Below are 11,912 nucleotides of genomic sequence, written 5' to 3'. Positions count from 1 at the left end.
AAATATAGTTTAAATTAGGTAGCAATTAAATTATTATTAAAAAGCTAAAAATTATTTTTTAGCTTTTGTAGTTTTGTTATAGGGGACAATCAAATGAAACAACGAGTAGAAGACCTGGATTGGAAAAATCTGGGATTTAAGTATCGTGATCTGCCTTATCGATATGAGGCGAAATATAAAGATGGAGAATGGCAGGAAGGAAAACTGACCGAAGATTCATCCATGACCTTTTCTGAAGGCGCGGAAGTACTGCACTATGGACAAGAGGTTTTCGAAGGACTAAAAGCTTACCGTAGAAAAGATGGCAAGATCAATCTCTTTAGACCTGATCAAAATGCACACCGCTTTACTCTTTCAGCAAAGCGGTTAGCCATGCCACCATTTCCTGAAGATAGATTTGTTGATGCCGTAAAACAAGTTGTTAAAGCCAATGAAGAATTTGTACCACCATATGATAGTGGCGCAACTCTTTATTTACGACCACTTATGGTGGGAACAAGTAAAGTTTTAGGTGTTGAAGCAGCCAGCGAATATACCTTCCGCGTTTTTGCGGTTCCAGTTGGCGCATACATTAAAGGATTGAACCCTGCAGATTACGTTGTTAGTGAATACGACCGTGCCGCATATGCTGGTACCGGTCAAGCAAAGACAGCCGGTAACTATGCCAGCAGTTTGCTTCCGACAGTTGAAGCACACAAAAACGGTTTTGCCGATAGTCTTTACTTGGATCCACGTGAACATAAATATATTGACGAATTTGGTGGTGCTAACTTCTACGGCATTACCCAAGAAGGACAGTTTGTCACACCAAAATCAAAATCGATTTTGGTTTCTATTACTAAGCGCTCACTTTTGGAAGTCGCTAAGTGGCAAGGTCTAAACCCAGTTGAACGTCAGATTACCTTGGAAGAAGCGTTCAACATGAAAGAAGCTGGTGCGATGGGTACAGCTGCTGTAATTTCTCCTGTAGGTTCAATTACCTACGAGGGTAAAAAACATGTTATCTATAGTGAAACAGAAACTGGTCCAGTTACTAAGAAACTTTATAACGAACTGGTTGATATTCAGTATGGTAACAAGAAAGGCCCAGAAGGCTGGGTCCAAACATTGGATTAATTTACAAATTGGGAACAAAAAAGCGAGGTTGAAGCCTCGTTTTTTTCTGCTCAAAATAAATTGCCACTATTCTTTATCAGTAAAGTGCTGTTTTATGATATGTTATTCTGCAATCTTGCTCAGACTTTGTTTCAGCAGTTTGCGAAAACTTTTGTCAGCTGGTAACGATTTATCCGCAAACCAACCAGTTCCCACGTTCACAATATCTCCTATTGCTAAATCTCTAATGCACCTGCTTGCCAATAATTGCTTTTGAGGATCAGTAAATTTCGTTCCTATTATCTGATTAAAAATAGTTTTTAATTCAGCAAAAGCCATATCGACTTCTGGATAGTTATCAGTGCGTGGCATTTTTAAAACAAATTGAGTTAAGAGAAAATGATTCAGTGCTCTTTCACGAAATGCCATTGCAAAATCAATAATCGCTGTCATGCCAGCTTTGCCAAACAAATCTTGGCGTAATTGATCTGTTAGTAGGTTAACAGCCCACGCAACTATGGCGTAATTTAGTGCTAACTGATTGGGAAAATAATTATATAGAGCTTGCGATTGAGTGCCAAGTTTTCTGGCAATGGCCGCAAAATTGTTTTCTTTATTGTCTTCAATTAACATAATACTTGTTTTAATAATTATTTCTTTAGACAAAATTTTTCGTGGCATTTTGCACTCCTTACTTAATTTGACTTTTACAACATGTAAACTATAATTACATACTGTAACTATACCATATAATATTAAGAAAATTAAGAAGGTCAAATATCATGAAAATTTTTTTGTTGGGATTAATAGGGTTGATAATAGGAACCTTCGTTATTCTTTTTGGCGGTGGTGGAGCAGCCATTTACCTGGCAATTTTGACGGGTTTATTTGGTCTCAATGCGGCAACAGCATCTTCTACTTCCTTAGTGACAGCTTTACCTTCATTAATTATTGGTGCAATTAGCTATTATCATCAAAGACAAATAAATACTAAAATAGGTAATCAAATGTTAATGACAGCAATTCCAGCTGTGATAATAGGCGCATTACTATCAAAATATATTCCTGCCCAAATTTATAAATGGCTGATAGGAATCGTTTTGGTAGTTCTTGGCATTAATATGCTACTCAAGAAGAAAACGCAAACTGCCGCAACTGTTAAAAAAACGCAATATGCTAGACTACAAGCAGGGATGTATGGTATTTTAGGTGGCTTAATGGTTGGCGTTGCTGGTATGAGTGGTGGCGCTGTTATTATCGGTGGCTTATTTTTACTGGGATTACAAGATTTTCAAGCTACTGCAACTTCAACTTATGTTCTGGTTTTTATGACCATCACGGGTGCGATCTTTCATATTGCTGATGGACGAGTTGATTGGACTGCTGGCTTGCCTTTGATGATCGGTGCTATCATTGGTGCTGTTATTGCACCTAAACTTGCCCAAATTCTAGCTAAAACTAAAATCACACGCTACATGAAACCCACACTTGGTGTCTTACTAGTATTATTAGGAGTTAAGTCGTTGCTCTGAATAATTTTTTAGCAAGCGCTTTCCAAACCAAAAAAAGTATGTTAATATAACTTTGAAAATTAGTTAGGATCGTAACAGCTCAGAAACTGGCGAAACCGAAGAAGTATACCATAATGTGTGCTTTTTCGGTTTTTTTATGCAAAAAAGGAGACTAAGATGGAAAAAAGGCAATACTCGCAATCTTTAATAACTGAATTACAAACGAAAACCTTTGAAAAAACTATTAACGGAGTTAGAGAAATCGTGAAACCAGTGCCTGGTCAAAAAGGAGAAACGAGGTTCAATATAGTAGATCCTCATGTTAAAAAAGTTATTCAGAAAAAGATGGATGAGGGTATAGGATCTAAACCATTTTCACTAAATTTTGACCGCAATCGTCCAGAAAATATTACTTATGATCTAACAACTAGTAAAGTAATGGAAGAAGAGCAATTAGTTGAAATTGATAATGACCATTATATTGACACTTTTATTTTTAAAGCCCAGAATGCAAACCATGACAATCCTATTTTAGTTTATTTTCATGGTGGAGCTTATATGACCGGTAAAATAGAAGAATTTGGTAAGCAAATGAAATATATTGCTGAACAGGCACAAACGACAGTCATCTTTCCCCATTATCGACTGGCTCCAGAAAACCCTTATCCGGCAGCAATTAATGATGCATTAGGTATCATTAAATGGGCAACAAGTAACCACGAAAAACTTGGATCACATAGTAAAAAGCTGGTCTTGGCAGGTGACAGTGCAGGCAGTGGATTGATTAACTCTTGTATTGTTTTAATGAAGGACACCTCAATTATTTCCCGGGCCATAGAACTATACCCAGCTATAGATAATAATATGGAGCCATACTATGATTGGAGTAAATTTGATGTTTGTCCAGAAGATGAACAATATGTTAAAAATAGAGTTCGCAGAATGCTAAGTTCTTTGGCTGGCTTTGAAAGCAACTATCTACATTACAAATTAGATCCTAGAGATGAGGTGGTTGATCTTTTTAATATTAGGGATTGGAGTAAGATACCACCGCTTACTTTTATTTTGAATCAATACGATTTGATTACATTAGTAGCGGAAGAGTTTATCAAACAGGCTTTACAACACAATGTCGACATAAATGTTATCAAATATATGGGATGTGATCATGGTAGTTTAAACTTTTTTGGTACAGAACCGCAAGCTGAAGATATGTGTATTGAAATAGCTAAAATATTAAAAAAAGCGCTTGCATGACTAAAAGAAAGCTGATAATATAATAAGTATAAGTGAATAAAGGATCGTAACAGTTTAGAAACTGGCGAAACCAAAATATTGATGATGATGTATTTGCAAAGTATATCATGAATCTTTATTTTGGTTTTTTGTTTTTAGGAGGAAAAAACATGGCAATTATAGGAGCAAGAATTGATAACAGATTACTTCATGGTATCGTTGCAACTAGCTGGGCACCGGACTCTGGTGCTACAAGAGTGATGGTAATAGACGATGATGTGGCAAATGATCCACAAAAAAAGCAGGCGATGAGACTGGGAAGACCATCTGGTATGGCAGTGTCAATTATCACAAAGAAGACTGCTCTAGAAAATTTTAGTAATCACAAGTATGATCGTCAAAAAGTTTTTATCATCTCGCAAACACCTGAAGTTTTTCTCGATTTGTTAGAGCAGGGGGAAAAAATTGACAAGTTGGTTCTAGGTGGAACGTTGACATTTGATAATGCAATAAAGGTAACAAAAAGAGCATATATTAAGCCTGAACAAGTTGAAATTTATCAAGCAATACTTAACAAGGGATGTAAAATAGTTTCTCAATACGTCCCTCAAGATGACAGTGTTGATTTAGCAAAAGTTTTAAAAAGTAAGAAAGCAGGGGCATAATTATGGGATTTACTATTTGGCAGATCATTTTAATTACTGTAATAGCTTATATTCAAAGGCTGGATTTTGAGACCGCGCAAATCATTCCAGCAAACTATATGTTTTGGTCTTGTGTTGTTGGCGCAATACTAGGAGATTTTCAAATGGGACTGGTTGTTGGTGCAACTATTCAGTTAATGTCATTGGGTGTAGCAGCTTTAGGAGGCAGTTCTACACCTGATTATGCAGTAGCTGCAATAATCTCAACAGCGGTTGCGATTGGTACGGGAAAAGGAATGGCTGCTGGACTAGCACTTGGAGTCCCTGTAGGGATGATATGCATTCAGTTGGATGTTTTACTTAAAATTTTGAACTCGTTTATTACCAACAAAGCCCATGAACTTGCTGATAAAAGACAATACCGTAAAATGCGTCTCCTCATCCCAGTTATGACTGCATTAATGCCTTTAGAATCAGCAGTACCTGTATTTATAGCAGTACTATTTGGTAAAACCGTTGTTACAAGTATTTTAAACTTCATGCCAGCCTGGTTTACGGTTGGTCTCAATGTTGCTGGAGGAATGTTGCCAGCAGTTGGTATGGCTATGCTTTTAACTTATATGCCACTTAAAAAATATGGCTACTGGCTATTAGTTGGTTTTGCACTAACTGCATATCTAAAGATGCCAATCTTGGGGGTAGCATTAATTGGTGCTGCAGGTGCGATTCCAACTTTTATGAATTATGCAAAAACTAATAGCAATAATAATTCAGTTACTAACGCAAATGGGCTGACACAGGAGGATATGGAAGATGAATAAAGAAATTGAAACCAAAAAAGAAGGCAGAGTTTTAACCAAAAAAGATATTTGGAGAGCTATGAGACGGCATTATCTAGCGATTAGTACTTATAACTACGATAGCGGCTTTGCAGCGACTTTAGTTTGGGAATTGTTCCCAGCACTTAGTAAAATTTATCAAAATGATCCAGATGGTTTACAGGCTTCTATCGATAATCAATTCAAATTTTATAATTGCAATCCATGGATGTCTCCGATTATCACGGGTGCAACTTTGGCAATCGAAGAGAAAGGCAAAACCGAATCTCTCCAAGCAGTACAAGATTTAAAGACTGCTTTAATGGGACCCTTTTCAGGTATCGGTGATACCTTAATTTGGGTACTGTTTCCAACGGTGTTGGGTGCCATTGCCGCCTCAATGGGTAAACATGGCAATAGTATTGGCATGTGGATCTATTTAGCGGTGTATGTCTTGTTCTTTTTCTTACGGTCATTTCTATATAATGTAGGCTACGATTCTGGAACGGCATTAATGACTAATATGAGTGACAAACTTTCTGCATTAACAGATGCTGTTTCAGTATTGGGAATTGCCGTAATCGGTGCAATTGTTCCTTCCACAATCAATTTTCAATTAGCATTGAAGTTTAGTCAGGCTGGTGTGACACTTACAGGGCAACATATTTTAGACCAATTAATGCCAGGATTATTACCAGTATTATTGACGGCTTTACTATATTGGATGCTGAAAAAAGGACGTAAAATAACCACATTAATTTTAATGGTAATTGTTATTGCCATGGTTGGTGCTGCATTAGGAATTTTAAAGGCTTAATATGAAACAAATAGTAATTATTTCACATAAAACTTTAGCAAAAGGTATGGCCGAAACGGTTAAATTTTTTGCGGGTGATATTAAAAATATCCATTATCTTTGTGCTTATGAAGATGGAAAAAATGAATTTCCAATCCAGGAACTCACAAAATTAATAAGTGGTTTTAGTGAGCAAGATCAGGTATTTTTATTAACCGATTTATTGGGTGGCAGTGTCAATCAGAATTGTTCACAATTGATTAAAAGAAAAAATATTAATGTAATTACAGGTGTTAATTTGGCTTTAGTGCTGTCAATTATACTTGATCCAAGTAAGCAGTTAAAGAAGCAAAAAATACAAGAATTAATAGCCCAAGCTAAAAACCAGATTGTATATATGAATGATTATAACAGTGAAAATGAATCAGATGATGAATAGGAAATAAAGTTATGGAAGTAGTAAAAGCCTTTAATAATAATGTTGTTCTGGTTAATATCAAAAATCATCAACAAGCTATTCTTTTTGGTAAAGGTATTGGCTTCAAAAAGCAACCTGGAGATCAAATTAATAAGGGCAAAGGTGTTCAGACTTTTATAAAGAATATTAAGGATCCAGAATGGCTTAATTCATTATCAAATTTACTGGGAAATGTACCACTTGAATATTTAGCAGTATCAAAGAATATTGTTGATCATGCAGAGAAAAAATTGGAAACTAAGTTTAATCAATTTTTGATTATTAGTTTAGCCGATCATATCTATTTTGCTGTTAGAAGGAATAGTAATAACAATATTTCATCTTTGACTAGTGTCAAAAATGTTTATCCCCTTGAATATGGGGAGGCTAAAGAAAGTGTTAAAAGAATCAATGCCACTTTTAATGTTAAATTAGCATCTGGTGAAACCAGTTTAATTGCAATTCACTTTGTTGAAAATGAAATTAGTCCTATTAATGAGGAACAGCAGACAAATAAAAATTACGTTACATTACATTTAAGCAAAATATTGCAAATTATTATCAGGGATTTAGGCTATCCTGCTAAGCCAACAGCACTTGAAAGGCTAACAGTTCACTTGAAATTTTTGATTTCACAAATTCAAACCAATAATACGTATTTAAATGATAAGTCTCAAGATAATAAACAGATATTAGATTCCTTTTTAAAACAGTCTCCAGAATTAAAAGGAACTCTTAAAAAAGTACAAGATTACTTTTTCCAGGAAATGGATTATAAATTAAATAGTAGTGAGCGTCTTTATTTAGTTATTCATTTAAAGCAGGTAGAAAATAGTTCACAAGATGAATAAATGAGGTGGGATAAACTAATGAAAATTGCAAATGTAATAGATAATCTAATTCAATATGAGCGAGGTGAAATAGATGTCAAAGAATTTGAGGGTCTAGAAATAACTGGAAAGCTAACTAAGCTGAGACATGTTACTGATAGAGATAAAATTCTTTATGGACAAAAGCACTTAAATGACGAATGCACAGGTGTTGTTACTACTTGTTGGCCCAGTGTGGCAGTAGTTGAGAAAACCCATGAAATCGGAGCCAATCTAATTATTTGTCATGAGGCAATGTTTTGGAATCATGGCGATCATACAAACTGGCTCAAAGAAAATCACAATGAAACTTTCGCAAAAAAGAAGGAGCTATTAGATCAATATAAAATCGTGGTGAGAAGAGACCATGATCATCTACATTCAGGTATTCCGGCTAGTGAAAGTCCTGATGGGTGGGCAGATGGTATTTTTTATGGCTATGCGCAAGAACTTGGTTGGACAAAGTTTATGAAAAACTTTAATGGCATTCCATTCTACTTTGATTTTCCTGTAGGCACCACAGCAAGAAGTATTTCACATCATTTGGTAACTAAGTTGAACTTAAATGGTTGCCGAATTGAAGGGTCACCTGACACTCCCGTAAGAAAAGCTATTATTCCATTTCACAATCTAGGTAATGCCAATGAAACTATTAACTTAATTAATAAAGAAAAAATAGATTGTATATTAACGATGGAAATGATAGATTTTACATTGGCTGAATACATTAGAGACAGTAACATGCTCGGATTAAATAAAACAATTGTTCAAATTGGACATTTTAATACAGAAGAGGCAGGGATGCGTTACATGGAAAAATGGTTGCCACGAGCCATTAAAAGTTCAGAAATACCAGTTAAATTTGTCCAATCTGGTGACATGTATCATTTTATTGCCGAAAGCTGATTAGTTCTCTATGAATTATAAATAGCAAATTAAAAAACGTGATCCTGCTATAAAAATAGAATCACGTTTTTTGGTGTATATTAAATTCTTAATTCTATAATTGCACAGACATTATCTCATCAAAATCTGCGGCAGATTTATTTGGCAGTGTAAATTTAACATCCTTAACCTTGTCTTTTGAATTTGTGATTACCACGATGACAGTTGGATCTTTGCCACTGTCTTTAACTTGCTTAATATCCATGAATGCAATTTTTTGACCAGAGACAACCTCATCGCCTTCTTTAATAAAGAGCTTAAAGGGATTGCCTTTTAGTTCAACTGTATCAATTCCTAAATGTATTAAAACTTCTAGTCCATTATTTGTGGTAATACCGATTCCGTGTTTTGTTTCAGCCAACATAGTAACTTTACCTGAAACTGGAGCATAGATGCTGCCTTCAGAAGGCTTAACTGCAAAACCGTCACCCATCGTTTTGCTGGCAAAAACCGAATCAGCTACATCTTCTAATGGAATTACAACTCCAGCAGCAGGAGTAGAAAAAGTCATGCTTTGTGTAGAAGTTGGTTTTGTATCATTTTCCCTAGCAACTTTTCCACCCAAAATTACTGCCACTAGAGCACTAGTTAAGAAAGCTGCTATTAAGCAGATAATCATTAACAAAGCATTGGTAAAACCTTGACCTGACTTGACATAAACTGGCAGAGAAGTGATGCCGGGCATTACAAATGCATAGCACTTAATACCAAGTAAAACGGTTAGCATGCCACCAACTCCGGAACCACACATTGCTGCTAACATGGAACTTTTATGAACTACATTAACTGTATAAAGAGCAGGCTCAGAAATGCCTATGAAAGCAGAGAAACTGGTAGATAATCCTGCGGCACGTAATTCTTTATTTTTCATTCTTAAAGAAGTGCCAAAAGCTGCTCCGGATTCGGCCATATTGTGTACAAAAGACACTGGCAATAAGTAATCATAACCTAATGTAGCGATGTTCTGAATTTGAATAGGAGATGTTGATTGATGCATACCTGTTAAAACGATTAATGGCATGAAAAATCCTAATAAAAATCCTGCTAACAAACCTGCTTTATGGAATAACCATACTATGCCATCAGCTAGATACTGACCGCCGTATGCTCCTAGTGGCGCTAAAATCCACATTGCAATTGGCACAGCAGTAATTAAAGTTATGGCAGGAACTACCACCAACTTTAATACGTCGGGTATAAAGCGGTCAACAAAGTGATAAATAATGGCCATTAATCCCACGCCTAAAATAACTGGAAAAACAGAAGAGGCGTAGTTAAATACTGGAATATTTAAGCCGAATAATGTCAATCCAGAATGACCACTAGCTATTTTGGCAACAAACGTCGGATAAAGCAATGCACCGGCCATACAAATACCGAGAAATTCATTTAATTTAAATTTGCGTGCTGATGAAATTGCCAGTAAGAATGGCAAAAAGTAAAAAGGAACATCAGCGATTAAATTAAATAGGGCCATTGTGGTGTTTTTTTCGAGTCCTGGTGAAATTGCTAGAACTATTGCCAAAATCCCCTTTAGCATGCCTCCTGCAACTAATGCCGGTAAAATTGGTTGAAAAACTCCTGAAATGACATCTAGAATTACTTTTCCAGTGATTTTAAACTTGTGTTTACCTTGATCTTGGCTATTATCGCTTTGCTGAGGACCTAGGATTTTCTCAATTTCTGCAAAAACTGAATCCACGTTTGGACCAATTACTATTTGATATTGATTGCTTTTGATAGTAGTTCCAAGAACGCCTTGTAAATTATCAATTTTTGCTAATTTTGCTTTGCTAGCATCTTTTATAGTAAATCTAAGCCTAGTAACACAATGCCAATAGTTATTGATGTTATTATTTCCACCCAGATAATTAATTATACTCTTTGCTAACTCCTTCTTTTCCATTATAAATTTTCCTTTCTGGTACTAACGAGATTAATTGTTGATATGTTCTTTAATCTTGTTCTTATACCAGTAAAGTGAGTCCTTTTTGTATCTTTTTCCTGTGCCTTTACCGCCATTATCTAAATCAACATAGATTACACCGTATCGTTTATCCATGGTTAACGGACCGCAAGAAACAATATCGATTATGCCCCACATGGTGTAAGCAATTAAATTTACGCCATCTTTTACAGCTTCATCTAATTGATCTATATGGGCACTAAGATATGCGATGCGGTAATCGTCGTGTATTTTGTGATCTGAAGTCAATTCGTCATGAGCACCAATACCATTTTCTGCAACAATAATTGGTAGGTGATAGCGATCATATATTTGGTTAAGAGTGAACCTTAGGCCAATAGGATCGATTTGCCAACCCCATTCGGATTCCTTTAAATAAGGGTTTTTCTTAGTCATAATCAGATTGCCAGCAGTTTGTTCCCAATTATCATCATTGGTAGATACTTGTGAAAAGTAGTATGAGAAGGAAACAAAGCCTACAGTTCCGTCTTTTAATAATTCTTTATCACCGGGCTCAAAGTGAATGTGAACGTTGATTTTATCAAAATAACGTTTCATGTATTCTGGATAATAGCCCCTTGCTAAAACGTCTAAGTAAAACCAATTTGAATACTGGTCATCTTGGATGGCTTGCAAATTGTCTTCCGGCTTTGAAGTAGCTGGGTAAGTAGTGAAACGGGCAATCATACCGCCAATTAGTTTTCCGGGCACAAGCTCGCGTCCTAGTTGCACTGCTCTTGCACTACATAAAAACTGGTGATGTAGGCATTGGAAAATCTCCTGATCCATATTCTTTTCTGTACCAGGTATTAAGCAAACTCCATCCCAAGGGGAAAACTTAGCAGCGTTTATTTCATTGAACGGCAACCAGTAATCTACCAAATCACCTAATCTTTTATATAAAACAGTTACATATTTTTCGAAAAATGAAATAATTTTTCTGTTTTTCCAGCCACCGTATTTTATGACCAAATTAACGGGGATGTCATAGTGAATCATTGTGGCAAAAACTTTTATGCCGTATTTTTTACACTCAGTAAACATATCACGATAATATTTGATTCCTTCTTCATTTGGTTCTTGGTCATCACCATTAGGAAAGATTCTTGACCAACAAATTGAAGTACGAAAAATTTGCAATCCCACTTCTGCCAGCATTTTTATATCTTCTTTATAATGATGGTAAAAATCAATACCTCTTCTGAGGGGATAATATTTTGTTCCCTGATCTTTTAAAGCTTGATCAAATTCTTCTTGTGAAAAAGGATTATTTTGGTGCTTATCTTCAATTTGCTCTGGTGTCCAGCTAGGATCTAGGTAGCGTAAATCTTGCGTAGAAATTTCTTTGCCTCCTTCTTGAAAGCCTCCATCTGCTTGAGAACACGCAATTGCTCCTCCAAGTAGGTAATTTTTACTATAGTTAATGTCTTCCATATTAGATGGCCTTTCTACATAGATAGCAATAGTATTTGATTTGAATTTAATAATAAACGTAATAATTATTTAATAACCTTATCATATAGCTTAAAAATATACAATGAGTTTTTAGGCGAATGCTAAAATAAATATGCAGCT

Annotated in this window: 12 protein-coding genes; 9 read left to right on the top strand and 3 right to left on the bottom strand. The window is 35.6% G+C overall.

Features of this window, described 5'->3' with window-relative positions:
- The first annotated feature begins 93 nt into the window (after positions 1-93).
- Complete coding sequence (locus tag DKL58_RS09190; RefSeq protein WP_045928823.1) at positions 94-1,116, top strand: branched-chain amino acid aminotransferase; 1,023 nt, start codon at positions 94-96, stop codon at positions 1,114-1,116.
- A 102-nt stretch (positions 1,117-1,218) separates the two neighbouring features.
- On the opposite strand, the gene DKL58_RS09185 is transcribed toward DKL58_RS09190, so the two are convergent.
- A complete protein-coding gene (locus DKL58_RS09185) occupies positions 1,219-1,776 on the bottom strand; it encodes a TetR/AcrR family transcriptional regulator (protein WP_109586925.1) in 558 nt (185 codons plus the stop codon).
- Between the two features lie 101 nt (positions 1,777-1,877).
- Here DKL58_RS09185 and DKL58_RS09180 point away from each other — a divergent pair, with 101 nt between their 5' ends.
- The 8 genes from DKL58_RS09180 (at position 1,878) to DKL58_RS09145 (ending at position 8,332) form a co-directional block, all read left to right on the top strand.
- Positions 1,878-2,627 carry a sulfite exporter TauE/SafE family protein gene (locus tag DKL58_RS09180; RefSeq protein WP_109586924.1) on the top strand — a complete coding sequence of 250 codons (750 nt, stop codon included), beginning with the start codon at positions 1,878-1,880 and terminating at the stop codon, positions 2,625-2,627.
- A 156-nt stretch (positions 2,628-2,783) separates the two neighbouring features.
- Positions 2,784-3,863 carry an alpha/beta hydrolase gene (locus DKL58_RS09175; RefSeq protein WP_109586923.1) on the top strand — a complete coding sequence of 360 codons (1,080 nt, stop codon included), beginning with the start codon at positions 2,784-2,786 and terminating at the stop codon, positions 3,861-3,863.
- Positions 3,864-4,012: 149 nt separating this feature from the next.
- On the top strand, positions 4,013-4,507 hold the full coding sequence (locus tag DKL58_RS09170; protein ID WP_109586922.1) for a PTS sugar transporter subunit IIB: 495 nt from the start codon (positions 4,013-4,015) through the stop codon (positions 4,505-4,507).
- Positions 4,508-4,509: 2 nt separating this feature from the next.
- A complete protein-coding gene (locus tag DKL58_RS09165) occupies positions 4,510-5,307 on the top strand; it encodes a PTS mannose/fructose/sorbose/N-acetylgalactosamine transporter subunit IIC (protein ID WP_109586921.1) in 798 nt (265 codons plus the stop codon).
- Positions 5,300-6,121: a PTS system mannose/fructose/sorbose family transporter subunit IID gene (locus tag DKL58_RS09160; RefSeq protein WP_109586920.1), complete on the top strand. Its 822-nt coding sequence runs from the start codon at positions 5,300-5,302 to the stop codon at positions 6,119-6,121. The genes DKL58_RS09165 and DKL58_RS09160 overlap by 8 nt, the downstream gene beginning before the upstream one ends.
- Before the next feature lies 1 nt (position 6,122).
- A complete protein-coding gene (locus DKL58_RS09155; RefSeq protein WP_109586919.1) occupies positions 6,123-6,539 on the top strand; it encodes a PTS sugar transporter subunit IIA in 417 nt (138 codons plus the stop codon).
- 11 nt (positions 6,540-6,550) lie between these two features.
- Positions 6,551-7,408, top strand: a complete 858-nt coding sequence (locus DKL58_RS09150; RefSeq protein WP_109586918.1) for a PRD domain-containing protein — start codon at positions 6,551-6,553, stop codon at positions 7,406-7,408.
- 18 nt (positions 7,409-7,426) lie between these two features.
- On the top strand, positions 7,427-8,332 hold the full coding sequence (locus DKL58_RS09145; RefSeq protein ID WP_109586917.1) for a Nif3-like dinuclear metal center hexameric protein: 906 nt from the start codon (positions 7,427-7,429) through the stop codon (positions 8,330-8,332).
- A gap of 94 nt (positions 8,333-8,426) precedes the next feature.
- Here DKL58_RS09145 and DKL58_RS09140 read toward each other — a convergent pair whose 3' ends face one another.
- Together DKL58_RS09140 and DKL58_RS09135 are read right to left on the bottom strand one after the other, a co-directional pair.
- Entirely contained in the window at positions 8,427-10,277 is a 1,851-nt protein-coding gene (locus DKL58_RS09140; RefSeq protein ID WP_109586916.1) for a glucose PTS transporter subunit IIA, read from the bottom strand.
- 30 nt (positions 10,278-10,307) lie between these two features.
- Positions 10,308-11,771 carry a glycoside hydrolase family 1 protein gene (locus tag DKL58_RS09135; protein WP_109586915.1) on the bottom strand — a complete coding sequence of 488 codons (1,464 nt, stop codon included), beginning with the start codon at positions 11,769-11,771 and terminating at the stop codon, positions 10,308-10,310.
- Between the last annotated feature and the right edge of the window lie 141 nt (positions 11,772-11,912).

It is taken from the genome of Lactobacillus kullabergensis (assembly GCF_003151025.1).
In the GTDB taxonomy this organism is placed as follows: Bacteria; Bacillota; Bacilli; order Lactobacillales; family Lactobacillaceae; genus Lactobacillus; species Lactobacillus kullabergensis.
The sequence above is the reverse complement of the archived record's forward strand: the minus strand, read 5'-3'. Positions and strand labels throughout refer to the sequence as shown.

Coding starts and splice junctions, on each gene's coding strand:
- DKL58_RS09190 (WP_045928823.1), top strand. CDS start 94: ATGAAACAACGAGTAGAAGACCTGGATTGGAAAAATCTGGGATTTAAG.
- DKL58_RS09185 (WP_109586925.1), bottom strand. CDS start 1,776: ATGCCACGAAAAATTTTGTCTAAAGAAATAATTATTAAAACAAGTATT.
- DKL58_RS09180 (WP_109586924.1), top strand. CDS start 1,878: ATGAAAATTTTTTTGTTGGGATTAATAGGGTTGATAATAGGAACCTTC.
- DKL58_RS09175 (WP_109586923.1), top strand. CDS start 2,784: ATGGAAAAAAGGCAATACTCGCAATCTTTAATAACTGAATTACAAACG.
- DKL58_RS09170 (WP_109586922.1), top strand. CDS start 4,013: ATGGCAATTATAGGAGCAAGAATTGATAACAGATTACTTCATGGTATC.
- DKL58_RS09165 (WP_109586921.1), top strand. CDS start 4,510: ATGGGATTTACTATTTGGCAGATCATTTTAATTACTGTAATAGCTTAT.
- DKL58_RS09160 (WP_109586920.1), top strand. CDS start 5,300: ATGAATAAAGAAATTGAAACCAAAAAAGAAGGCAGAGTTTTAACCAAA.
- DKL58_RS09155 (WP_109586919.1), top strand. CDS start 6,123: ATGAAACAAATAGTAATTATTTCACATAAAACTTTAGCAAAAGGTATG.
- DKL58_RS09150 (WP_109586918.1), top strand. CDS start 6,551: ATGGAAGTAGTAAAAGCCTTTAATAATAATGTTGTTCTGGTTAATATC.
- DKL58_RS09145 (WP_109586917.1), top strand. CDS start 7,427: ATGAAAATTGCAAATGTAATAGATAATCTAATTCAATATGAGCGAGGT.
- DKL58_RS09140 (WP_109586916.1), bottom strand. CDS start 10,277: ATGGAAAAGAAGGAGTTAGCAAAGAGTATAATTAATTATCTGGGTGGA.
- DKL58_RS09135 (WP_109586915.1), bottom strand. CDS start 11,771: ATGGAAGACATTAACTATAGTAAAAATTACCTACTTGGAGGAGCAATT.